This window comes from Pseudotabrizicola sp. 4114, from assembly GCF_031457365.1.
Taxonomy (GTDB): Bacteria; Pseudomonadota; Alphaproteobacteria; order Rhodobacterales; family Rhodobacteraceae; genus Pseudotabrizicola.
Map to the genome: position 1 here is coordinate 321699 of NZ_JAVDWP010000004.1, position 23437 is coordinate 345135.

The window sequence follows — 23437 nt, forward strand, 5'->3', positions numbered from 1 at the left end:
ATGCGCACAGCCGTTGCCGATCTGCCCGCCGCCACTCAGGCGGGCATCCTGTGCGCCGATCCGCGCTTTGCCGCCTTCATCCTGCAAACCCACAACTTTCCGGGCGATCCCGCCTGTTTCGTGCGCGGCTTTTGCAATGTCGCCAGCCGCAAAGAACTGAACACCGACCCCGCCGCCCGTGACCCGTTCGACCGGCTCAAAACCGACTTCGACGCCTTCACAGGCAAGATCGCAACCCCGCGCTGACAAAGGGAAATCATGAAATTGGCCAAAGACGACACCCCACCCGAAAGCGGTCTGCCGCTGCCACCCACCAAACGCAAACCGCGCCAGCCGATCCCGGCCCTGCGCACGATGGATCAGATCCTCGGCATCTTCAACAATGGCGAGTTTCTGCCCGAGGTCATTGAAAAGATGGCCGAGCTGCAACGCAAGATGGCCGAATACCGCGCCGTCCACAGCGGCAAGGCCAAGGGGACTTTCACCATCCAGATCGCGTTTGAACAGAACAAGATGGGCGATGTGACCATGGTTGCGGTCTGCGAAACCAAGGCCCCCAAGGCCCCGCCCTCCAGCGCCGTCGCCTATGTGACCGATGAGGGCCTGCTGACCCTCTACAGCCCGATGCTGGCGCAGATGCAGGTCCGCGATGCCCACGATCCAGAAACCGGCGAAATCCGCTAAAGCCAAGAAAGGCACAACATGACCACGAAAGTTGACTCTGCCTCCGATGATCGCACCGCGAACAACGCTGTGCGGCACAACTACCGCATCCTGACTGACGAAGAGAAAGCGCAGATGGTCGCGCTGAAAGACCTTGGCGCGGCCTTCATCGCCAAATGCCAAGAGATTGGCGGCAGTCGGGAACTCGCGCTGGCCATCACAAACGCCGAGCAGGCGGTGATGTGGGCCGTCAGACACGTCACCCGCTAAGTTCCAGCAAGGAATCCCAACATGACCACCCCGATCCCCACCAAAAACATCGCGGAAACCGTCCGCGACCTGATGTCCGATGGCGCAGATTTCAGCTTCATCACCGCGCCTGACCCGGAACAAGCCCTGACCGCCCCAGTGCTGGTCAGCGTCCCGCACGGGCGCAAGGTCGAAGACCTGACCAAACACATGCGCGAGGCGGCGCAATACCTCAAACCCGCCCGCCGCAAGGGCACGGCCAAGCTGGCCACCCTGCAAAGTCTGATCGACTGGGCCAACCGTTTCAAGGGTGCCACGTCGATCCTCTACGCCAACCCCGACCGCTCCGCGCCCAGCCTGACCTGCATCGCCAACTATCACGGCGAGGGCGGGGCCACGCTGGATGCCACCAGCCCGGATGAGACCGCGAACTATGGCGACCATCGCGGGGTCTACACTTTCCCGCTGTCCAAGGAATGGCAGCGCTGGATGAAGGTATCCGGCAAGCCGATGGACAAAGACGAAATGGCGCAGTTCATCGAAGACAACGCCAAAGACTTCATGAACCCAACCCCGGCCCTGCTGAACCCCGGCACGATTGAATCCCAGCTTGTTTGGGAAAATCGCCTGATCGAGATCGCGGAAAAGATCGGTGGCCGCTTCGGTCAGCATCTGAAACTGGTCCACATGTCGCGCGAATTTGCAGTGCATGAGGTCAGCAACCTGTCAGTGACGAGCAACCGCGACACAGGCGAAAGCACGATCAGCTTTGTGAACGAACACAAAGACACGACCGGCCAGCCGCTGCAAATCCCCAACCTGTTCCTGATCGCTATCCCGGTCTTTGAATCGGGCGCGCTCTACCGCCTGCCCGTCCGCTTCCAATACCGCAAACAGGGCGGCGCGCTGAAATTCAGCCTGACGATCTATGACCCGGACCGCGCGCTTGACGACGCCTTTGACGAAGCGGTCAAGACCGCCACCGAAGCCACCAGCCTGCCAGTGCTGGAAGGCACCGCCGAAGCATAATCAGACCCCGGCTGGGCGGGTAATCCCAGCACCTCCCTGTTGCGGTGACTGCCGCGCTTCACCTGCCCCCGGTCAAGCCAAACAGGCGCGCTTGATCGGGGGCCTTTTTCCCCAGGAATTACCGATGTCCCGCAACCGCATGTCAGACCTGAAGGACCATCTGTTTGCCCAACTTGAACGCCTGGGCGACGAAAGCCTGACGCCAGAGCAGATCGCGACCGAGGCAAAGCGCGCCGAGGCGATTGTGGGGCTTGCCGATCAGATCACCGAGAACGCCAAGGTGCAGCTGACCGCAGCCCGACTGTTTGCCGACCATGGCGACAAGATTTTGCCGCTGCTGCCTCAGATCGGCAAATCCCCAGACAGTGACGCCAAATGAAGGGACGCTGGATCGACTGGCTGCCAGAGGAACTGGCATGGATCGAGGCCCGCAAAGACTGGCCCCGCGCCGAACTGCACCGCGCCTTCGTCAGCTTCTGGAAGCGCCCCGAAATCAGCGCAGGTGCGATCAAGGGCCTGTGCAAGCGCCGTGGTTGGCTGACTGGCCGCACCGGGCAATACACATCGGGACAGGCTCCCCATAACATCGGGCAGCGGATGGCCGAGCATCCGAACAGCGTGGCGCACAGGTTCAAGCCCGGATCAGCCCCAGCCAATCAAGTGCCAGTGGGCACAGAAAGAACCGTCGCCGGATACGTTGAAATCAAGGTGGCTGAACCAAACCCGCACACCGGCCACCCAACCCGGTTTGTGCAAAAGCATCTTTGGCTTTGGAAAAAGGTCAACGGCCCCGTGCCCCCCGGCCACTGCCTTAAAAGCCTGGACGGCAATAAGCTGAACACAGACCCGGAAAACTGGATTGCAATTCCGCGCGCCCTGCTACCCCGCCTGAATGGCCGCTCCCGCCGGAATTACGACAACGCCCCCGCCGAACTGCAACCCGCGATCCTCGCCATCGCAATGCTGGAACACGCCGCGCGGGAACGGCTCAAAAGCACCGAAGCAGGAGGCGACCATGGCTGACGCTAGCACAATCGGCATCGACATCGGCACCAAAGACCGCAGCGCCATCATGCTGACGGATCCGCCCCCCGCATGGGTGGACGTTCTGACCGAACGCCAGCGGCAGCAGGACGCCGAGGGCTGGACGCCAGAGCATGATGATCGGCATGCCGGAGGTCAGATTGCCGTGGCCGCAGGGTGCTATGCGATGTTCGCTTCAGTGTCTGATGAGGCGCGTTCTTGCACCGATCTTCCGGGCAGCTTGGCCTCTCTTGGCAAGCCGATCAAGGGATGGGCTGCGTGGCTGCAACTCTGGCCGTGGAACCGCTCTTGGTGGAAACCGACGAGCCGCCGCCGTGACCTGGTCAAAGCCGGGGCGCTGATCTTGGCCGAAATCGAGCGGCTGGACCGCGCCAAAGCCGCCAAAGGCAATGGTGGTGAGTGATGGCTGACCGCCCCTTTACGCCCGAATCTCTTGCCGATCATTGGGGCGTCAGTGCAGCATCCGTGCGCGAGGGGTGCCGCACCGGGCGCATTCGTGCGTTCCGTTGGGGAAAATTGTGGCGCATTCCGGCGGATGCAGTAAGGGAGCTTGAAGCATGCCAGATTTCAGCATCGGACGATTGCGCGGCGGATTCTGCGTCTACTGGACCAGCGCCGATGGCAAGCGCACCCGCCATCAGCTTCAGGCACGCACCCGAGCGGAGGCCGAGCCAGAGGCAATAGACCTCTACCGCCGTGAAGCCTTTGCCCGCGCCCCCAAGGGCCAGACCGTCGCCGACATCTGGGAAGCCTACCGCCGCGACCTGGGCGACAAGCCCACCGCAACGACAATGCTCCACACCGGAAAAGCCGTGCTGCTGCACTTCGGGCAATACCGGCCCGACCAAATCACGACCGATCTGTGCCGGGACTATGAAGCTAAGAGAACCGCCGCCGGGAAATCGCAGGGCAGTGTCCATACCGAACTCGGCCATCTGCGCAGCACAATGACCTTTGCGGTCAAGCGTGGACTGATCGACCGCGCGCCGCACATCGAACGCCCCGCGAAGCCGACCCCCAAGGAGCGGTTCCTGAAACCTGATGAAGTGTCCCGCCTGGTAGACGCGGCACAGGCCCCGCACATCGGCCTTGCGATCCACTTGCTCTTTGGGACCGCTGCCCGCGTTGGTGCCGTCCTCGATCTGACGTGGGACCGCGTGGATCTGGACCGGGGAATAATCAACCTGCGCCTTGACGACAGCCGCACCCGAAAGGGCCGCGCCATCGTGCCGATCAACCGGGGCCTTCGCGCGGCCCTGCAAACCGCCCGCGACATGGCTCTCACCGATCATGTGATCGAGTACGCGGGCGGCAGGGTCGCAAACATCCGCAAAGGCTTCACCGCAGCTGCCGAAAGGGCCAACCTGAAAGACGTAACGCTGCACACCCTGCGCCACAGCGCCGCTGTTCAGATGGTTAGCAGCGGCGTCCCGATTGAGAAAGTTGCGCAATATCTGGGGCACAGCAACGCGCAGATTACTTACTCGACCTACGCGAGATTTGCCCCAACCCACATGGCGGATGCGGCCGAAGTGCTAGACTTCGTCCGGATTAAAGAGGCCCGCTAGTGTTCGACACCTGTCATGAGACTCCCATTGAGGCAGTGTATCGGACACGGGTCTAATATCCCCCTAGCGAACCGTCAGATGACAGCTAAGAGGCTATCAGCGACCTTCAGGCTGCGACAGCGAGACGACTCTGCTTGCGGGCGCGGCCAGATACCGAAAGCAGATGCTAGTCCTGATCTCGGATTAAATTTTTGCGACTAAGACCCGGTACTGTGGGGAGAAGTCGAAAAACAATTGGATTCGTACGGAGAGGTATCGCGTCCCATCGACCGATTGCACCTCCTCAATCGATAGAGTGGTCGAAGGTTGCCAAGTGGTAACCATCCCGGCGTGCCCGCCGGGTGGGAGCAAAAAGTCTGGTGCACTGGAGTCGATGTCCTCTGCCCCACCAATGAAGTCCGGGTGATTTACCGAGTCTCCAATAATGAGATTTGGCAAAAGCCAGTCGTAGGAGTTTAGACCAAACTTTGCCACAACTAGCGCATGGGCAGATTTGGCGAGCATCTTCACAAAAGGGGTGATCGACAGAGTATGCGAAAATTTGGCTTGGTGCTCGCTCAGTTTCTTCGCGAAAATGAAAACTCTTGGTCGCACGATGAACCCTTCTGCGCTTGGCAAGCCAAGCAATGCACCAGGCGGCGCGATATCTGGTAGCCCTCCTGTAATAGGGTATTCTTCTAAAGGGACGAGGCGCGTAACTTCCTCCCCGTTAATCATCTCCGTGAGAGGCAGGAACTGGGGGCGCTGTTCTGGGTTGCGTGTGGGCATCGAGGCGGCCAAGCGGAAGTTGCCGAAAATCGTGCGGCCGCATGTATGTTCAAAATCACGCGTAGTGTCCGAGCACTTTTTACAGCTTGCGCGGGGCAGTATCATTATTCCGCCAAGGCTGAGGGGCAGAATATGCTCCTTGCCCAACTCTTTTCTGTTCTCAGGAACATGTCCGCAGTAGATGCACTGCCAAACTGGATCAAAGACGATGGCCATCAAGAAACGCTCTTTAGATGAGGACGAACCCGCCTCTGATACGGAAAGCCGACGTGATGAAGCTTTGCGCCGCGCTCTGTCTACGCCACCCCAGCCTAAGCAGGGATCGGTGAAGAGGAAAGAGCAGCGGAGCAAAAAAGAGAAGCCCAGTGATTGACCGGGCTTCTTTTTGGCGCGTCGTTTTCTAAGTAGTTTCTTCGCCTTCTGCTTAGGCGTAAGCGGCTGCACTAGCTTGATGATACATCAGGCGCTTACCAGCAGTACCGCGTAGGGCATCTTCTGCCCGCTCCCTGTCGGTGATGCCGGAACCGCGAAGGGCTTCGGGGTGGATGATGCGAACGGCAGATCCGTCCGCATATCTATCCCATACGTTCGTCCGAGCAATCGAGAGCGAACCATGAATCTCGTTAAGTGTCGGACACTAAGTTCAACGAACCGAGGGGCACTTCGTAAATGCTAGCTAAGTTATTGAAAAAATGGTGGGTAATGACGGGCTCGAACCGCCGACATCTTCGGTGTAAACGAAGCGCTCTACCAACTGAGCTAATCACCCGTGACCCGTCGTGTAACGCCTTCACGCCCGGCTTTCAAGCCTGCTTTGTGACCAGCCGGACGCTTCTTTTGCACCCCACCCTGCAGCACGGCCTTCAGCGGCAACCCTGCCAGACCAAACGAAAAAGGCGATCCTGTTCAGGATCGCCTTTTCGCATTTGCGGCAATAATGGTGGGCGATAACGGATTTGAACTGGTAAGGATTTATTTAATATCAAATACTTACAGGACATTTTGTAACAGTGTGACGCCCAAAATAATGGATAGAATGACGTTACGTCAACCCAGATGCAGACAGGCCGAAGCCCCGCCGATCGTGCTCAGCAGCCCCCGTAGTTCTTGTTTCCGCTCGCGGTGATCGTATAGCGGCCCCCTCGCGGTCCGGTGTAGCATCGACTTGATGAATATCCGCTTGATCGCCGCGCGGTGGTGGCTGGCTTGTAGGACTTGGCTTTGTAGACCTTCGAAACCGTTGCCCCCCATTCGCAGGCAAAGCCATCACCATCACCATCAAGGTTGTGCGGGTCAGATATCGGACCACCTGCCGCAAGATAGAACTTCTGTGCAGCCGCGCCCCCGGAAAAGTCAGAACAGTTCTTGTCACCCGTCACTGCACTGCCTGCATTGCGCGAATACAGCGAACGTCCATATGCCGATGCAGTCTCCTGACCAAGATATCGGGTGCCGAATGACGTTTGACCCCGCGCGCCCAACTCGGCTTCAACGAAAGCCATTTCAAGCGGTGAGGTGGTCAGCAGATGCCGTGACCATAGCTGACTGGTGGTCATGGACGAATATGTTGCGGCGCTGGTTGTCGGCGATTGTGGCACGTCACAAGCAGACAGGCCCAAAATCAAAGCGATAACCGCAAGATGATTGCGCATTAAGAATCCTCCTAAAGTATGTCCCAGGAGGGTGCCCGTTAACCTTTAGCGAGTCCACGCGGATACGACAAAGGGCGAGGTTTCCCCCGCCCTTCGGTGAATCCCGGTGATGGTCGTCTCAGGCTGCAATGCACTCAGCTTCGGACAGCTTCCGTGCAGCCTCAGCATTCATGACCACGATAACAGGGTTTGGATACTCGTTGATATGCGCTGCCATCATGGGTCCGGCGGGCGTGATGAAGTATTCAACAAAGTGGAAGTCCGGATCGTTTTCCAGATGCTCCACAACAGCAGGTGTCTTCCACGCATCATCCGCAGGACTCCCGAACTGTCTATACAGGAAGATGTTGAACTCCTTCCGCCCTTTTACCGGCAGAACGACAGGGTCGGTGAACTCGGCGCGAACAAGAGCAATTGCTCTCGCAATCTTCGTAGTGGTATCAAGTGTCATAGCGATTTTCCTTTTGTGGTCGCTCTTGAAAGAAAGACTTTTCAGCCCATACGCCCCAAACACGGGCGGAAACATGAAACTCGCTACCCTACCCCCTATAGCGCTCGGCATCCCAAATTTCGGGGCGGATTCTCACGTTTTCGTGATGACAGTCTTAATCCGCGACGTGATGCCGATCGTCCAGACAGGAAGCCGGGGCAAGTCCGGCGCTGACCAAAAGCTCGACGATCTGCCCGCGCGGGTCCAAGCTGGGTGCCGGGTGCAACAAGCGAAATACCAAGGCGTCAAACACCCCATCATCGATGTAGGCGTTCTGTTTTGGTTCTGGTGCAGATTGTTTGTGCATTGTTTGTGTCTCCGGGGTTGCGATGCCCCAGATTCTAACGCGATCAGATTCGCCACGGCAAGCGTAATCTTCATAATTATTGTTTATTTTCAAATAGATAAGCACTTACTTATATCTGGCCGGATGTGGATTTTTGGAGTCAGAAGCGCCCGTAGTCTGGGTGCGCCTTCATCGCGGCGACCTCTTGATCTTTCGCGGCCTCTTTCTCTGCCTTCTGGCGCTCATAGGCTTTCGCAGCGCGCAACTTGCTCTGTTCTTTTTTATCTTTGTCTTTTTCTCCTTGGGTCAGACCGGACAGGTCTCTATTCGGCTTTTCGCGCACCTTGCGCCGACCGGCGTTGTATTCAGGTTTCCCCTCACCTGCCCGCCATATGTCTGCCGCCCTACGCTTGCGCCATTCCGGATCACCATCACGCTCATCTTCGATTTTTCTAAGGCGAAGCGCTTCGTCAGCCTGCCATTTCGCCCGATCATGCTCAGGGGTGCCGGGAGTTAGTTTAGCAAGACGCTCATCGGCTTTCCGTTCTTTCTCACGGGCCTTATCCCAAGCCGTGAGCCGAACCGGATCATAGATCTTCTTGGGGTCTTCAATCTCTTCAGGCTCTCCAGTCGGGTGATCTACAGAGAAATTGCCGTGCTCTAATTCTCTATCCATAGATGCAATAGCATCTACGCTAGCATCAGATGTGGAATCAAAAGCAGGAGCTTCTATAGAACCGTAACTGTCGGCTCTCTTCATATTGTCTTCGAACCGCTTTTTACGCTCAGCCTCCCCTTTCGCATACAATTGCTCAGCGAGGTATTTTTGATACTCCGGATCAATATGACCTCGCTCAGTATCTTTCTCGTTTGAGGGTAGGTCGCATTCATCCAAGGATGCTATCAGGCGGTCAATTTCAGCTTCATCGATTTCGGATTGATCGGTATTTGACTCTTGAACTGGCATGGAACTTGGCATATCGTGACCCTGCATTGACAGACTAACTAAAGGCGCAGAGTGTTTACCCGCTCTGCGCCTTTTCTTTTAAACAAGTGCCTTCCTGATCAACCGGGCAAAGTCTTTCGCCACGTCAACAGAGAAGACCTTCGTTGTGCTATCGGAGAATGGGACTTGAACAACGACACCATTGCCGCGACGTGCAACAAGGAAGTTCTGATCGGGACTAACAATGGTCTCTTTCTTCGGCTTGGTGGCGAGACTGACAACCGCATCGGCCAGCGCGGTTGCGGCTGCTGCGCTCATCATCACCGGGTCCGCATCATCGAAGGCGACCTCGACACCACTTGCGCGCGGCAGGATGCAAACTCCGGGAAGATGGTCCGGGATGGTGCCGCGCTCGATCTCGCCACGGATAAGGTGCCCCACAGTATCGGACATGGACAAGCCCAAGGCCGATGCGATGCCCTTGATCTGCGCAAGGCGCTCGGTCGGGACTTGGATGGTAGGATTTTGAACTCGTGACATTGGGGATACTCCGTTTGTTGTCATGCTCTCCAATATAATACTATAGCGTTACAACCGCAAGGGGCTTATCCGAAAGTTCCCATTTTTCTTGGGTTCACAGCAATGGACTGATCAGCTAACCGTCATGAACTGTTTTGATTGACTTTCAGGGGTTCTACGCTTTTGCGCATGCATCTGCATTTGAAGAGAACGAAGAGCCTAACAATAGCCGAAGGCATTTCCAGATTCTACGCTTTTGCCCACCAAGAGGCATACACCTAAGCACCTGTTCTGGCCCGGAAGAGGGTCCAAATTCTACGCTTTTGCGCGTAAAAGATTTCTACGCTTTTGCACGTAATAGAAAGATTCAAGAGAAGAAGAAGAAGAAGAAGAAGAAGAAGACTACGCGCAAAAGCGTAGAATTCCCTCATAACCTTCGGAAATGTCGCACTTAAGCGGGACACATCTGCTTTCTGATCAATATCCTCTCGGTCCCCTCGGGCGCTGCCGCGCCCTCGCGTGACCATCCGGAATGAATAATCTCTCCCGGTCCCAGGAACCCTCCCCGGCCTAAGCAGACTACCATCTCGGCGCTCAGGGCGCTGCCGCGCCCCTCGCCTGCCTTTGGGCAAGATGCGCCTTTGCCGCGCAGAACCGCCTGTGTTGCGCGAATGCAACGCCCAAATAGGCTGCCACAGCGCCCTTGAGGGGTTCGGATATGTGGCACCACCGGCGAACCATCCAAGGCCGCTCTATGAGCCTAAAATCAGGCTCGGTTGTTAAGAACAGCTCCCGGACGGGTTGCCTTGCGCAATTCGTTGGCAAAAACAAGTTTCATGCTGTTTTCCATCTGCGATGCGATTTGACGCGCAAGATCGTTATTCTGCTCCGGTGATCCGGAACTTCCTTGAACGCTTACCGGCGCGTTGATTGTCACTGTTTGCGCGACAGATGACGCTTTGCCAGACCCAAAAGCGTCAGAATTCAGTTTCGGAACTGCACCAACTGCACCGCCACCTGAATATCCGCGCAATGCAGACGCATGCAAAGCGTTCAAGTTATCGACGCCAAGACGTTTTGTAGCTCTAGCGCTTAAAACAAACTCTCCACGATGCACGACCCCGGCTGGCTGCATGAGGGGTCCATTTCCAGTATAGCCGCCTGTTGCGAATCCAAATGAACCGGCGAACAGTTTCAGAAAGAATTTTTGCGCGGCCATCTTGATCAGTTGCGCAATAAGTTGCTTCAAAGCATCTTCGGCGGTCATTGATCCGGTGACGATACCTGTAAAAAGATCAGCCATCGTATCTGCGCTGTTCTTTCCAAAATCCTCGATTGACTGCAATTTCTTCGCGGCGTCTTCGGCAGATGCACCAGCCGTAACATTTGCGCGGGCCAGAGCGTCAATCTTCGCTGTGACCTCTGGCGTAATCTGAATTCCTGCGCGCTGTGCAGCGACAAGCAACTCTGCTTTCTGCCGCGCGTATTCGATTGCATCACCGTAGCGATTTCCGCTTGCGGCTGTAGCGATCAGTGCAGCGGCTTCGGCTTGAAGGGCTTGCGTCTCGCGCTGGATAGCTTCGACAGCACTTCCCCACTCATCGCGGCCCCCGCCACCGCCACCACCGCCACCAGCGGCTTTCGGTTTCTCAGGCTCCCCCAGCATCGGCGGTGCCTTTCGCGGGCGTGGTGATGTGGCTGGCAACTGGACGCTTGGCGGCATCAAGCCGTCTACAGGGCCTGTCAAGGGTGTCCCTGTTGTTACACCCGGTGCCTCAAGTGCGCTGATCTCGGCTCTGGCGGCTTGGACAGCGGCGGGCAATTCCTGAATCCACGACAACAAGTTCGACACCTGCCCGATGATGCCGGACAGGGAAGCCTTGTCCAGATCATCCATGGCGCTGATCGTGGTATCTGCTTCGGTCGCGATCTCCCCAAGAGTCCCGGCGAACTCGCCCCCGCTGATCACACCATCATCGAAGGCACCAGCTGCATCACCAAGACGGGCGGCAAGGCCGGTCAGGGCATCAGCCCCGGCCTCATTCCCCACACCGCGCATCATCGTCGCGGCATCGTTCAAAGCCGCTGCAAGGGTCTGCGCTTCCCGCCCAAGGTTCCGATACTCATCACCGACAGATGCGATCACGCCAAGCGCTTCCTGTCCAGCACCGCCCTGTTGCTCAAGCTGCCGTGCCAGATCGTTGCCGACTGCGCGGCCTACATCTGCCGGGATGAATTCCAGCTTGGCGCGTTCCCGGTCGATCAGCCCAAAAAGCTCACCGGCTTGAACCAAGCCTGTGCGCCAGAGGGTTTGCCAAGTGGTGCTCAGCTCTCCAAATCTTCTATCCAATGCATCTGCTTTCGCAATCACATCTGCATCAAGCACCGCACCAAGCTCGTGCCCCCGCTCAATTGTCTTTCGCAGGCCCTCTTCGCCTTGCGACAGCAATTCGACAAATCGCTCACCGCCGGTGCCGCCGAACAACTCATCTGCGATACGGATTTGCGCGGCCTTGTCCATACCTTCCAAACGACCGATGATTTCCAGCATCAGCGCCGAAGGGTCTTTCAGTTTCTCTTTCAGCTCTGTTGCTGAAATTCCCAGACGCTCCATGGATTCTTTGGCAGGCCCCGCGCCTGTCTGGATGAATTCATCCGAACGCAGCGACAGTTCCTTGAATGCATCGATCACGCTATCCACGCTGATCCGGTTCTGATCAGCGACAAAGGACCATTCCTGAAAAGCCTCAAGCCCTACCCCTGCCCGCTTGGCTTCGTCACCAACGCGGGCCATCGCACCCACTGTCTGCCGTGCCGCCCGCCCGATATCCATCAGCATGTCAGCCACCACGATACCGGCAATCGGCGCGGCGATTTTCGCCATGGCGGCACTCATGCCGGTGCCAGCGCTTTCATAGGTATCGGTCATGCGCTTTGCAGACACCTTGGCGCGCTGTTCCATCGTGACAGCCGATCGGGCTTGCACCTGCGCTGCGCGCTTAAGCCCCTGTTCTAGTTTTGTAATTCTAGCTTCTACGGGGATTATCAAGCCGGGAAGATCTACACTCATTTTGTTACTCGCTACTATCAGAAGGTGAACAGACAGGACTCAGGGGAGTTGTAGAAACTGGCGTTCGAACCAGCTTGGCATGCACGGGAAACGGCCATCGCACTGGCGATTGCGCCATCTATCCGATCGGTCGCCCTGCCCTTGTGCATCCGGATCAGGCCGGTTGTGGCAGCCCGCGACACCACCACCGATGCGAAGTGCTGGCGCAGCACCGCATGCCCATCATGACGGATCAAACGGCCATTCACACAGCGCTCAAGATCACCGGCGGCAACACCCATGGTCAGGGGCGCTTGCCGCATTTCGATCACCGGCAGGCCCTCATCCAAGAGGTTCTGCATTGTCACGCGGGCAAGGTGCGGGTCAAAGGCGATCTCTTCCACCTCGTTACTGGCGCACAGGTCGCGGATTGCATCCTTGACCATTTCCGGATCGATGATCGGCCCTTCACAAAGCTTGATCAGCCCATCATCAGCCCACCGCTTGTAGGGCAGCCCATCCCGTCGCGACCTAAGCTCAAGGTCTTCGGACGGTAGGAAGAAAGTCGGCCTGATCGTGATCTGCCCATCCGGGTGCCGCCATGCTGCCACAACGGCGGTAAGGTCGCCATTAATCGACATATCGCAGCCGACATAGCAGGGCATTTCCGCAAGATCAGCATCATCATCATCAACGAAGGTGCGGGCATCGTAGGTCAGTAGATCGAACAGCGGGTCACGGCTGTTTGCCTGCCAGATATTCAGGTTGAACTGCTTGAAGCTGGCAAGCTCAGACGGATTGCCCTCGGCTTCCTTTGCCAAGGCGCGCAGACCAGACAGCGACGGGAATCCATGCACAAGACCGGGGTTCACCCTGCGCCAGACATCCTCATCTTGCCAATCATCCCCCGGCTCAGCCATGAACAGCACAGGCAAGAATTCCGGATTGACGATCTCGCCCTTCGCCACGCGCACGGCATAGTCGAACTGGTCAGCGGCAAGACCCTCGGAACCCCGGCCTGCCGTGGTGCAGATCACCATGAGAGAATCGTCAGTCTTCGCCTGCCCGCTCTTGATGGCCTCCCATAAATCACGACCTTTCCAGACGTGTATTTCGTCCAGAAGCGAGAATCCGGGTGTTAGCCCATGTGCTGATCCGGATTCCGACGCCAGAGCGGTGAGCGTAGAACCGTTGTTTTTGAACGTGATCTGCTTTTTGTTATTGAAGGCGTCCCTGATCGTCACTGCCTGCATCAGCCGCCGATCTTCCCGGATGATATTTGCAGCCTCTTTAAAGCCAATCGAAGCCTGTTCCCGGTCGCAGGCACAAAAGATCACCTGTCCTGCCGCACGGCGCTCAGGGCCGAACAGGTGCAGCAAGGATAGGGCAGCGGCTAAACTAGTCTTTCTCGACCCTCGGGGCAGCAAAAGCAGAACCGTCTTCACCACTCTGGTGCCATCCGAATTACGCGGCGAATAGATCTTTCTGACGATACGTTCCTGCCAATCGTAAAGCTGGAAAGCCCTGCCCGGTTCTGTGCTGTTCGGGTGCCGAAGGCTGCGCAGGAAGTCCACCGCCTTCTGCCCTTTGCCAAGAGGATCGGGAATCGGGCTGTTATCGAATACCCATTCCGGGAAGGTGGAAGGTGCCGCCATGGTCAGACATCCAGCGGGTTCGGGCTGGCATCACCATCAGGTGCAGCACTGCCAAGGCGGGCACGGGATACAGGATCAAGCCCAAGTGTCGCGGCAAGCTGGCGCGCGGTCTGTGCTGCCCGGTTCTGGACACCGAAGAGCTTCACATCAATGACGCCACCGCCAAGCTGGCGCTCTGTCTCGATCTGGCGCACCAGTCCTGCCATGCAGCAGTAGGTTTCCACCTGTGCCAGATCAGCAGCACAGATCACCCGGCGCTGCACCAGCACCGGCATGACGCGCTTCCACTCTGCCACGGCATAGGTGGAGAAATAGGCCGGTGCCTTGGGTGCTTTGGTCAGGGGTTCCTGATCGGGCTTGATCGGCGGCTTCACACCGCGCAGGTGCATGCTCATGGGCTTACCACCCGAAGCTCAAGCCCGCGCTGATTACCGATCTCCACCAGCCCGACGATCTGCCAAGCCTTCCCCGCATGCAGAAGGCGATCACCGATCTGCACCCCTTCGGTCCAGCGGATCACGAAAACAGCTTTCTGACTGGTGCCCTCAAGGGTGTTGTTCAAGAACTCATCGGCGGTGCTTTCGCGTAGCTCTGCGCGGCGACTGGCATACCCCTGCCAAGTCTTCACCACCGCACCCGATGCAGCAACGGTTTCAACTTCGCGTTCAAGGCTGATCTCATGGCGTAGTAATCCTGCGCGCATCACACCCTCCACCGAACAACGCCAGAAAGCTGCATCACCCCATGGCATGCAGTCAGTTCCGGCTTGGGGTCGCGCATCCACTGCACAGACGGCTTATCCCATTGATCGATGCCAAAGGCTTCGGCTTGGGGCGGATCGATCAGGGTCTGCATCACTGCGCCGCCGATCATCCGGGCAGTGTCAGCGCCATCCTCAAGAGCCCATACATGCAGGTCCAGAATTACCCGCGCGCAAAGTTGTGAACCTGACGCGCGGCCAAGGAATAGAGTCTTACCAGCAGCCAGGACGATCGTAGGGAAAAAATCTGGCCTAGATGATCCAGCCCGGATGCGATCGGCCGGCACAAGGGCAGTGACGGCCGGGGATGCGATCAGCGCGGCACGAATGGCGGTTTGCAGGGCAAGCGACGGTTCAAACATCACACACCCGCCTTCCTGATAGCCTGCCCCACCGCACGGCCAATGCGGCGGCGGTTCTGATCACGGGTTAGGCGCTCAGCAGGGCGAAGGAAGGGCTGCGCAGCATGGTCAACCGTCCCGAATTCTTGCAAGTGACCATGGCGCACATCGGGGTTTCCGGCAGTCACAAGGGCTTGGTTCTCACCTGCCATACGCTTGCCACCACCAGCGGCATAAGGTGGCGTCACAGCACCGGGCGGGGTGACTTCAATGGAGTCTCTCAGGTCGCCCTCATCAACCGGGACAAGGGCGCGCATGACTCCGGCTGTATTCTGTGCAGCGGCGATCAAGGCAGGGCGCAGGTGCTGCACCACCTCTTGCGGGATGGCGTTCAACCGTGCTGACAGCTTGGCGGATTGCTTCATCAGGTCTGACATTCAGACCACCCACTTGCGATAGGACTGCACCAGTTCATCGAAACCGAAGGGAACAGAGCGAACCCCATCTGCGGAAGTTCCCTCGCGGTTCTCATACCAATGCCCGATCAGCATGCGCACCGCCTGTTCAAGCTCGGGCGGTGCAGGATCAGGAACAGGTGCGCCTATGACGTTCCCGACATAAGCCCAAGCCGCTGCGGCAAGGTCTTCCAGAAGAGCCTCATCCTGATCAGGCAGATTCAGGTGATCCCAGATGTTTGAAACAGCCATACTCGATACTCGCAACTCATTACTGTTGCTTATCTATCACAGTATTTCGATTTGGAAAAGTTATATGTCGGGTATCTTGCGTGAGCCTCCCCCCGCCGGTTCCCTAGGAGGGACAGGAGTCGTGAACCACCCCCCCTTACTTATTCTGATCTGCTTTTTCGGGGTTGGTTTTCTTGCACAATAGTGCGTATTTGTATTGGATAGCTCTGCATGTGCGCTACTATGCGAAAATCCGTAAAGTTTTGGAGCGAAAATTGGGCGAAGCAAAACGAAGAAAATCACTAGATCCTTACTACGGAATGCGACCGAAACTCGGGAGAGGTATTTTCTTGAGTGCGCCCATGAGGTTTGATGGGAAAACTGCGGAAGTTAGCAATGATATCGACTCTGCCGAATTAAGACGTGCGGCTCTTTTTTGGGATCGCTTAGTATGGCCAGATAGCAGAATAGTCAGCGTTGCCTCTAACTCAGACGAGAAATTTCTTGAAAACGCAGGTATCCTAGTTAGGCCGCGTCCCAACCGATTCGATGAGCAGCTTGGGATAGGAGATATGCTGTCCTTGATTCGAATTGAGCACGGAAGCAATGCATCTATTGGTGGAGAAACTGGTAGACTTTTTGCCAAAGAGCATATTGAGGAGTATTTATCACTAGATCAGAAGGAGCCGGGCCAGTGGGTTCTGTCTGAAGGGGAAAAGTCATTTTATCTAGAGAATGATAATTTTCGATCTGGGCGTGGTCAGCTAGTTACCTTAGCGAATGCGATTCCACTTCCAAGTGCGGACTTTCCTATCAATGATCTGTTAGAGTTTAAGCTCAAACGCAGTGATGAGATCATTGGCCTTACTAGCGAACTTGATAAGTTTTACTCCCAAGTATCAAACGCAGCAGATCAAAATTTTGAACTGAATCGGCTTATCAGAGTGATCGATCGCCATTGCGCGGACATGATCAAAGTAAGTAAGGAATGTAAATGGAAATTTCATCTCGGGGAAGTAAGTTACTCGCTTTCTGTTGATGCGATTGAAAGTGCCTTTAATCGCGCAGTATCTTGGGAGGCGATCGGCTTAGTTACTACAGGCCTGCCTCTTGTTGGAGGCGCTCTAGGTGGCTTGGCCTCAATGGTTTCATTTGGAAGAGGCATTGGCGCTAGACGGCTCAGAGATCGCAGCAGTCCTTTCAAAGTTGTCGCCTCGATTCACAAAGAACTAGTGATATAATGGCGAGATTTTAAGCTGACTGAATTAATCGCTTCAGGAAACAGAGGGCAAAGCGCTGCACTTTCATTACCGAAAGTCTACACCAAGCTACCTACCTGCAAACCTCTTCCCGCGCATATTCTGCGATGACAGCACCTGATCGATAGGCCAGCCCATGCGCAGGCGCTTTTCAATAGTGGGCTTGCTCAGCCCAAGACGTGCAGCCCATTGTTTCAGGGTCATCGTCTCCCCGGCATGGGTGAGTGTCTTTGCCGGTCTCAGAATGCGGGCGGGCGGATCAGGTTTGGCCGGTCTGGGCTTTTTCTCGGGCGGGCGATTGATCCGATAGCCGACAGGTTCTGTCATGGCACGATCTATAGGCCAGTGTTCGAACATGCGGCTGCGAAGGGTGCCCTCAGCCAAGCCGGTGCGCACTGACCATTCTTTCAGGGTCAGGCTCTCGCCGTTGTAGGTGTATTGCTTTGCCCTTGGCTTCGGCTCAGGCTTGGGCCCCGCTGGCACCGTGCGCCTTGGCACAGGGGATGCTGCCAGTTCCTCGGGTGAGGGTGCAGCGGCAATCTGGCGCGTCATGTTGTCGATGACCGCCTGCATATCCAGTCCTGCCATCGCGCAAACCATGGAAAGATCAAGGCTTGGGGTTGTCAGGTAGTCGCGGGCGCTCTGACAGGCATGGGCGCGGCGAGTTGGCAATTTGGAGCTATCGCTGACGGAACCATGAAGGGCATCCTGCACCACCAAAAGCAAGACGTTCTGCCACAGGTCTTGCTCCGGGTATTTGCCATGGGTGCGCTTATAGGCGGGTTCAACGGACATGGCCGCGCTCTTGCCGTTGCTTGTGGCGATCGTGGCAGGGCTTGCACAGGGGCTGCCAGTTCCGACGATCCCAGAACAGGGCATCATCACCCTTATGCGGAATGATGTGATCCACCACCGTCGCGGGCGCGCGGCACATTGCGCAGTGCGGATGACAGGTCAGGAAGGCTTTGCGCGCTTTCTCCCATTCGTGGTTATAGCCGCGCTGGCGGGCACTTGGGCGCTTGGCGTCATGCCGTGCATTGCGGGCGCGGTTTCCGGCGATCTGACAGGCGCACAGGGCACCATGCGGCACCAGCTTGCCACAGGAACATAAATGTGGTGGGCGGGGCATCAGAGCTTCACTTTCAGGGCATGCAGCCCTTCCCGATCAAACTCGGGATCGAAGCCTTGTTCTGCGATCTGGTGCAGCCGATCGGCGGTATAATCGTCCTGGGTGTGTTCCGCGTCATCATCATCGGCGGCACCGTGGATGGCTTTGAGCTTGCCGATATGGCCTTCGACAGCCTCAAGGATCTCATCAGGGGTTGCCGCCCATGTCTGTTGCGGCGTCCATTGCAGCCAGCCGGTGCCGAACCGAAAGAGTTGCGCATAGGCATCGTGCCATGGCACCGCCCTGCCCTGTCCTGTGTCACCCTTGGATGACTTCGGCAGGAAGCCGGTGATCAGGTCTGCAAGCGGGGCTTGGGTGATCTCTGCAAGGTGCTGTAGCGGCGCTGCGCTGAAGCTTGCAAGGAAGCGGTCTGCCTGATCGGGGTCAGTCGCTGCGGTGCGGATGATCTCATGCACCGTGCCGATGTGGAACGCGGCCAGCCGATCGAACAGCGGGCCGTATCCGTTGTGCAGGCGCTCAAGGCGCGTTGCTGCCCGCAAGGTCGGGCGCAGGCGCACGGTATAAGAACCGTGCGCAAGCCTGATATCCTCGCCGGCAAGCATGGCATCAGGCTCAGGCTGCCATCGACAGCTTGCGGAACACATCGCTGCGCACCACGCCTGCACCCACCCGGCGGCGGGCATGGAAGCGGGCAAGACCAACCGTGCGCTGTGTCAGCAGATCAGGCAGCACGTCCAGTTCCACCCGGTCATAGATGCGATAGCCCGCTTTGAAGTCACCGAAGATGATCGGTGTGGCGGCGGCGGCGATGTTCGGCATGTCCAGCGCTTCCACGACAGGACGGCCAAGGATCGTTTCCGGCTGGCCTGCCTGATAGGACGGCTGCCACAGGTAGTTGCCTGCGCCGTCTTTCAGGGTGCGGATCACGGCAAGGGTCGTGCCATTCATCACCCACGAACCCCGGTTGCGATAGGTCGCGGGCATGGCATACATCAGCCGGATCAGGGCATCAGCAGACAGAACCGTTGCATGGCCGTTGTTGGTCACTGCGATGCCGGGGGCGATCATGTAGCCCTGCGGTTCAAAAGCCGTGGTGCCGTTCACAAACGACTTCGCCTCTTTCGCGCCGAAGTCTTCAGCCAGCGCAAGGCGCACTTCGGCTTCGACGTTGCCGGAATCTTCCAGCATGCGCAGCGACAGGTCCACAAAGGTTGCCAGTTCCTTGACCGCAATCTCGGACTGATCAAAGGTCGGCTCGGACCCCGTGCGGGCGGTCGTCTCGCCCACCCAGACGGCATTCGTGATGCCGGTGCGTTTGGGCAGAAGGATCGTGTGGCTGCCGGTCGTGCGCACATCAGCGATGGCGCGGATCGGGCTGAATTCCACCAGATTGCGGATGAACTCGCCGGACGTTTCTTCCGGTGCCAGCACATAGGCCGGGGCATCAGCGGCGACGGTCAGCGCCTTTTTGTCAAATTCAGCACCTTGCAGGAAGCTGACAAAGGCTTTGGTATTGGCAGCACCTTGAACAATCGCGGGAATGCCGGGGCGGTTGCCCTTGGCTTCCAGCTTGTCCAGACGGGCTTTCATGTCATCGAAAGCCTTGGTGTCGATGGTCGGCGCATTGGCCGGGGTTTGGGTATCTTCAAGTTCCATTTGGGTCTCACTCGTTACAATGGTTTTAACAGAGGTGATCTGTGCGCCCGGATGTGCCGGGACCGCGACAACAGAGATTTCGTGCAACTCAAGGGCGCTGATCGTGCGGCCCTTAGCATTGCGCTTTGCAGATTTGGCGACAAAGCCAATCGACAGGCCGGACACAGCACCGGCGCGGATCATGGCGCGCACTTCGCGGGCGCGTTCCACGTCCTCCACCAAGAGCTTGCCCTTGACGGTCAGACCATCGGCAGTTTCACCGATCTCATTCCAGACGCCGATCACTTGGGTCTGATCATGGGCGAACAGCATGGGCAGCGATGCAGGCGCAGTGAATGCACCCTTTTCGATCACATCACCCACGCGGTCAGCGGAACCAAAAGGCCACGCAAGGCCGGTGATCTCGCCCGCATCGGTGACGGCAAGCTGCGCCTTGAACTCAATATGTTCGGTCATGCTGCCACCTCTTGGGCTTTCCCGTTCCAGCGGGCATCAAGGATATCCAGCGCCAGCGGGAACACCTCACCCAAAGGCCGGTTGCGCACATAGGCTTCGACAAGGCGGTGTGCATTCTCAGGGTTCATATCCGCACCGATCAGCCCAAGGCGGATGATCAGGGCCAGATGGTCAGCTTTGAACTGTAGCTGCATCATCTGCATTTGCAGGGCACCAATGCCGGTGCCGGTCTGGTGCTCAAGTTCGGTGATCATTGCATCTGTCAGGCAGAAGTCATGCTCACCTTCCCCCAGGAACGCGCGGTGGTTAATCAGGTCATTCATTTGGGGCTTCCTCGGATGCCGGGTCAGGCTTTGCGCTGGTCGTGGTGTAGGGGTTTTCCAGAACGTCACCACCAGCCAGCGGCGGCAGATTCAGGCCACCGCGCACCTCATTGGCGGTCATCGCCCCCATGCTGCGATACTGCCCATAGGCAGCGGCACGGGCGGCATGACTGGTGGAAAGCAGATCATCGATCACGAATTCCGCGTAAACGTCGCGGCGTTCATCCGGGGTCAGCAGGCACCGGGAATAGGACCATTCCCAAGAGCGAAGCCATGGCTGCAAAGTCACTTGCAGGAACTGCCGCGCCATCTCTTCGGTGTTGGACCAAGTGCCGCGCGATAGCTCAAACAGCATTGTCGGGGGCACCCGGAACGCGCGGGCGATCTCGCGGATCTGCTCAAGGCGGTTCTCGGCAAACTGCGCATCGGTCAGGGTCATGGTGACGGCCTGATAAAGCATCCCTTCATCAAGCAGCGCCACACCACCGGCCTTGGGGCCGGAATGGGTATCTGTCCAAGCCGTCTTGAGGTTCTGCTTTGCGACCTCATCCAAGCGCTTGGGGGAAGTGATGATGCCGCCGGGTTGCGCACCATTGGCAAAGACCTTGCCGATGTGGCTTTCAAAGGCGGCGGCAAGGGCAATGGCGTTCTTAGCCAGCGTGATCGGCGCACGGCCCCCGAAGGATTGGACATGCACCACATCGCGGAAGCCGTAGCGCACCTGCCCCCGATCGGTCTGGACGGTATAGAACGGCTCACCATCGGGTTCGGCAAGAACACTGACAGAAGACGGCGGAACGCGGTGCAGTTCCATCGGCTCACCGGCACCGTTGCGCACCACCACCGCAAAGCCGCCCTTGTCGTTCAAAAGGGCATCGGCGGTCAGGGCTGTGCGCAGGGCTTCGGCGCTGGTCCAGTCATTCGCCTCACCGTGCATCAGGCTGTAGGCCGGATGCTCAGTCAGGGCTTGGCGGGACTCGCGATCGAAGAGCTTTGCAGGCAAGGTGCCTACGGTTTCGCTGATCAGGGAAACAGCGCACATCACCGCCGGAACCTGCATCGCGGTCAAAGGTCCGACATGCTGCCCTGTGACAGATGGCGCACCAGCGAACAGGGCAAAAGCTTCGGGGTCGGAAAGAGCAAAGGCTTTCGCCTCACCCTTCCCGCCCAAAGCAGTCTTGAACCGGGAAAACAAAGAACTCACTACGCCGCACCAGAAAACAAGGACACTCGCTACAGTGGCGAAAATGCCACATATAGCGCGTTACGGCAAGCGATTTGTTATGTTATCACGTAAGACGGCAGCGCATCTATCACCCGCAGTTTTGCCGTGATGCTCACATCACCATATCCATCGGATGCACTGCGCCCGGCGTGTCCCTGAATTCCATCCACGACACGAATATCAGCGCCCATATCTCGCGCTTGGGTTTTGAAGCGGTGCCGCCATGCGTAGTTTGGCTGCAATCCGTCCGGGACAAGACCGCTATCGACAAGCCATGTCCCGACTTGATTTGTCATCCGAACGGCTTTGGCTGCGAACGTGGCGGGGTCTTTGCCGTTGTGGAACAGCGGCCCCTGCCCTGCCTCTTCCACGAACTTAATAAAGCCTTCCTCGATCACTTGCCGGTGCAGCGGAACATCGCGGTAGTGCCCTGCCTTCATCGTGCCTGCATCGGGTGTAATACGCATTATCCAGCGGTCGCCCTCTTGCCGGATATCCTCTTTGCGAAGCTGGGTGATCTCAGACACGCGGGCACCGCTAAACGCGCACAGGAGCGGAACCCATCGCTTTGCACTCACAGACACGGGAGTCTCCCGCACGTATCCGAACTGATCGGCATTCGGCTGATAGGACCGGGACAGCTTCAAAATCTTACTGGCTTCCGTGTCGGTATAGCCAGCTTCGCGGGGGCGTTGTTTCTTTGGCTTGTCCTGTTTCACAGCGGCGGCTGGGTTCTCAGGCAGGCGCTCATTGTCGTGCGCCCATTGAAACAGGGACCGCACGGCAGACAGATACATGTCGGAAACCGTCTTCGCGGAAAGCGTGGCAAGCAAAGTGTCTCGCCAGTCCAGCAGGTTTTTCTTGGTGACTTGCCGCGCGTCATTGTGCCCAAGGAACTTTCGCAAGCTGGCTACGACAGGGCGCATCCGCTTTCCGCCATCCTTCATGAAGCCTGCCGTTGTGCGCGCCTTTATGTAATCATCCCATAGCTTAGACAGGCTCACCGGGGCGGGCTGATCTTCTGGCGGCTTCGCGTTCACTATCACCGGGTGTTCCGGCTGGCCGGTGAAGTCGCCTTCATCGCGCTCTGCCACGCGGGACAACGCTTCATACTCTGCCGCACACAGGGCGCGGGCGATCTGGCGCCATTCATCCGAACCGATCTGTGCAGTCAGGTTCCCGGCCCTGCGAAAGCGCTCTATGCTTGATCCTATCAGCCCTGACAATTCTTCGTCGTTCAACCTGCCCGCCATGGCATCGCGCAGGCTCTGCACGTGCATGTCGTCTATAGAGCCAAAAGAATATCGAACGTCATTCCGCAACTCATCATCGAAGGTAAGGCGCTCGTGATAGTGGCTCAATGCGATCTGCTCAGGGGCCAGCGGATAGCGGGCCGGGGCGGCTGAAAGATTTGCCGGGGATGCGGTGCGCTCAGCTTGGGCGATCTGGTGCTGTAGCTGCGCCACCGCGCCGGGCAGCAGCTTTATGGCCGTCCGACGATCAGGGCCAAGAGGTGCCCGAAGCTCAGACTTGCCCACGACAGCGCGCAGATCTTTCGGCACCACCAGCCGGGCAAAGAATCGTCCATCGCGGTTCAGGAGATAACGTTGTGCGCCAGCCATCACAGACCTGTTTTGTAACATGATTTGTAACAGCAAAGCGGAATAACCCCAGCAAAACAAGG

The 23437-nt window shown here is 57.7% G+C and carries 30 protein-coding genes and 1 tRNA gene; 10 read left to right on the top strand and 21 right to left on the bottom strand.

The window, feature by feature from the left end:
• From J2X53_RS11745 to J2X53_RS11780, 8 genes are all read left to right on the top strand, one after another.
• Positions 1-246, top strand: coding sequence for a hypothetical protein (locus tag J2X53_RS11745; protein WP_349037675.1), 246 nt, complete (start codon positions 1-3; stop codon positions 244-246).
• A 12-nt stretch (positions 247-258) separates the two neighbouring features.
• Positions 259-684, top strand: a complete 426-nt coding sequence (locus tag J2X53_RS11750; RefSeq protein WP_349037676.1) for a hypothetical protein — start codon at positions 259-261, stop codon at positions 682-684.
• An 18-nt stretch (positions 685-702) separates the two neighbouring features.
• Complete coding sequence (locus J2X53_RS11755) at positions 703-933, top strand: hypothetical protein (protein WP_349037677.1); 231 nt, start codon at positions 703-705, stop codon at positions 931-933.
• Between the two features lie 21 nt (positions 934-954).
• Entirely contained in the window at positions 955-1941 is a 987-nt protein-coding gene (locus J2X53_RS11760; RefSeq protein ID WP_349037678.1) for a DUF2303 family protein, read from the top strand.
• A 124-nt stretch (positions 1942-2065) separates the two neighbouring features.
• The gene (locus J2X53_RS11765; protein ID WP_349037679.1) at positions 2066-2320 is read left to right on the top strand and encodes a hypothetical protein; all 255 of its coding nucleotides are present in this window, start codon (positions 2066-2068) and stop codon (positions 2318-2320) included.
• Positions 2317-2964: an HNH endonuclease gene (locus J2X53_RS11770; RefSeq protein WP_349037680.1), complete on the top strand. Its 648-nt coding sequence runs from the start codon at positions 2317-2319 to the stop codon at positions 2962-2964. The genes J2X53_RS11765 and J2X53_RS11770 overlap by 4 nt, the downstream gene beginning before the upstream one ends.
• A complete protein-coding gene (locus tag J2X53_RS11775) occupies positions 2957-3388 on the top strand; it encodes a hypothetical protein (protein ID WP_349037681.1) in 432 nt (143 codons plus the stop codon). The genes J2X53_RS11770 and J2X53_RS11775 overlap by 8 nt, the downstream gene beginning before the upstream one ends.
• 178 nt (positions 3389-3566) lie before the next feature.
• Positions 3567-4553 carry a tyrosine-type recombinase/integrase gene (locus J2X53_RS11780; protein WP_349037682.1) on the top strand — a complete coding sequence of 329 codons (987 nt, stop codon included), beginning with the start codon at positions 3567-3569 and terminating at the stop codon, positions 4551-4553.
• Between the two features lie 183 nt (positions 4554-4736).
• Here J2X53_RS11780 and J2X53_RS11785 read toward each other — a convergent pair whose 3' ends face one another.
• Positions 4737-5537 (bottom strand): HNH endonuclease, encoded by an 801-nt coding sequence (locus tag J2X53_RS11785; protein WP_349037858.1) that lies wholly within the window; start codon positions 5535-5537, stop codon positions 4737-4739.
• On the opposite strand from J2X53_RS11785, the gene J2X53_RS11790 reads away from it, so the two are divergent.
• Positions 5530-5694: a hypothetical protein gene (locus J2X53_RS11790; RefSeq protein ID WP_349037683.1), complete on the top strand. Its 165-nt coding sequence runs from the start codon at positions 5530-5532 to the stop codon at positions 5692-5694. The genes J2X53_RS11785 and J2X53_RS11790 overlap by 8 nt on opposite strands.
• A gap of 320 nt (positions 5695-6014) precedes the next feature.
• Here the strand turns inward: J2X53_RS11790 and J2X53_RS11795 are convergent.
• The 13 genes from J2X53_RS11795 to J2X53_RS11855 form a co-directional block, all read right to left on the bottom strand.
• Positions 6015-6090, bottom strand: a tRNA-Val gene (locus J2X53_RS11795).
• A gap of 319 nt (positions 6091-6409) precedes the next feature.
• On the bottom strand, positions 6410-6973 hold the full coding sequence (locus J2X53_RS11800) for an excalibur calcium-binding domain-containing protein (protein WP_349037684.1): 564 nt from the start codon (positions 6971-6973) through the stop codon (positions 6410-6412).
• A 118-nt stretch (positions 6974-7091) separates the two neighbouring features.
• On the bottom strand, positions 7092-7424 hold the full coding sequence (locus J2X53_RS11805) for a hypothetical protein (protein ID WP_349037685.1): 333 nt from the start codon (positions 7422-7424) through the stop codon (positions 7092-7094).
• Positions 7425-7578: 154 nt separating this feature from the next.
• On the bottom strand, positions 7579-7875 hold the full coding sequence (locus tag J2X53_RS11810; protein ID WP_349037686.1) for a hypothetical protein: 297 nt from the start codon (positions 7873-7875) through the stop codon (positions 7579-7581).
• Between the two features lie 34 nt (positions 7876-7909).
• Entirely contained in the window at positions 7910-8716 is an 807-nt protein-coding gene (locus tag J2X53_RS11815) for a hypothetical protein (protein WP_349037687.1), read from the bottom strand.
• Between the two features lie 78 nt (positions 8717-8794).
• Positions 8795-9235, bottom strand: coding sequence for a hypothetical protein (locus J2X53_RS11820; RefSeq protein ID WP_349037688.1), 441 nt, complete (start codon positions 9233-9235; stop codon positions 8795-8797).
• A 745-nt stretch (positions 9236-9980) separates the two neighbouring features.
• Positions 9981-12143 (bottom strand): phage tail tape measure protein, encoded by a 2163-nt coding sequence (locus J2X53_RS11825; RefSeq protein ID WP_349037689.1) that lies wholly within the window; start codon positions 12141-12143, stop codon positions 9981-9983.
• A gap of 158 nt (positions 12144-12301) precedes the next feature.
• Positions 12302-13918 (bottom strand): terminase TerL endonuclease subunit, encoded by a 1617-nt coding sequence (locus J2X53_RS11830; protein ID WP_349037690.1) that lies wholly within the window; start codon positions 13916-13918, stop codon positions 12302-12304.
• Between the two features lie 2 nt (positions 13919-13920).
• A complete protein-coding gene (locus J2X53_RS11835; RefSeq protein ID WP_349037691.1) occupies positions 13921-14313 on the bottom strand; it encodes a P27 family phage terminase small subunit in 393 nt (130 codons plus the stop codon).
• Entirely contained in the window at positions 14310-14621 is a 312-nt protein-coding gene (locus J2X53_RS11840) for a phage head closure protein (RefSeq protein WP_349037692.1), read from the bottom strand. Before J2X53_RS11840 ends, J2X53_RS11835 begins: the two co-directional genes overlap by 4 nt.
• Complete coding sequence (locus tag J2X53_RS11845; protein ID WP_349037693.1) at positions 14621-15040, bottom strand: DUF3168 domain-containing protein; 420 nt, start codon at positions 15038-15040, stop codon at positions 14621-14623. Before J2X53_RS11845 ends, J2X53_RS11840 begins: the two co-directional genes overlap by 1 nt.
• A complete protein-coding gene (locus J2X53_RS11850; protein ID WP_349037694.1) occupies positions 15040-15456 on the bottom strand; it encodes an HK97-gp10 family putative phage morphogenesis protein in 417 nt (138 codons plus the stop codon). The genes J2X53_RS11845 and J2X53_RS11850 overlap by 1 nt, the downstream gene beginning before the upstream one ends.
• Positions 15457-15726 carry a head-tail connector protein gene (locus J2X53_RS11855; RefSeq protein WP_349037695.1) on the bottom strand — a complete coding sequence of 90 codons (270 nt, stop codon included), beginning with the start codon at positions 15724-15726 and terminating at the stop codon, positions 15457-15459.
• A gap of 212 nt (positions 15727-15938) precedes the next feature.
• Between J2X53_RS11855 and J2X53_RS11860 the strand changes: the two genes are divergently transcribed.
• The gene (locus J2X53_RS11860) at positions 15939-16946 is read left to right on the top strand and encodes a DUF6236 family protein (RefSeq protein ID WP_349037696.1); all 1008 of its coding nucleotides are present in this window, start codon (positions 15939-15941) and stop codon (positions 16944-16946) included.
• An 87-nt stretch (positions 16947-17033) separates the two neighbouring features.
• On the opposite strand, the gene J2X53_RS11865 is transcribed toward J2X53_RS11860, so the two are convergent.
• The 7 genes from J2X53_RS11865 to J2X53_RS11895 form a co-directional block, all read right to left on the bottom strand.
• Positions 17034-17759: a hypothetical protein gene (locus J2X53_RS11865; RefSeq protein WP_349037697.1), complete on the bottom strand. Its 726-nt coding sequence runs from the start codon at positions 17757-17759 to the stop codon at positions 17034-17036.
• The gene (locus tag J2X53_RS11870; RefSeq protein WP_349037698.1) at positions 17749-18093 is read right to left on the bottom strand and encodes an HNH endonuclease signature motif containing protein; all 345 of its coding nucleotides are present in this window, start codon (positions 18091-18093) and stop codon (positions 17749-17751) included. Before J2X53_RS11870 ends, J2X53_RS11865 begins: the two co-directional genes overlap by 11 nt.
• Positions 18093-18695, bottom strand: coding sequence for a phage tail assembly chaperone (locus tag J2X53_RS11875; protein WP_349037699.1), 603 nt, complete (start codon positions 18693-18695; stop codon positions 18093-18095). The genes J2X53_RS11870 and J2X53_RS11875 overlap by 1 nt, the downstream gene beginning before the upstream one ends.
• A gap of 10 nt (positions 18696-18705) precedes the next feature.
• A complete protein-coding gene (locus J2X53_RS11880; RefSeq protein WP_349037700.1) occupies positions 18706-20205 on the bottom strand; it encodes a phage major capsid protein in 1500 nt (499 codons plus the stop codon).
• Entirely contained in the window at positions 20202-20528 is a 327-nt protein-coding gene (locus J2X53_RS11885; protein ID WP_349037701.1) for a gene transfer agent family protein, read from the bottom strand. Before J2X53_RS11885 ends, J2X53_RS11880 begins: the two co-directional genes overlap by 4 nt.
• On the bottom strand, positions 20521-21732 hold the full coding sequence (locus tag J2X53_RS11890; RefSeq protein ID WP_349037702.1) for a phage portal protein: 1212 nt from the start codon (positions 21730-21732) through the stop codon (positions 20521-20523). Before J2X53_RS11890 ends, J2X53_RS11885 begins: the two co-directional genes overlap by 8 nt.
• Positions 21733-21809: 77 nt before the next feature.
• Positions 21810-23411: a DUF6538 domain-containing protein gene (locus tag J2X53_RS11895; protein ID WP_349037703.1), complete on the bottom strand. Its 1602-nt coding sequence runs from the start codon at positions 23409-23411 to the stop codon at positions 21810-21812.
• Positions 23412-23437 lie beyond the last annotated feature (26 nt).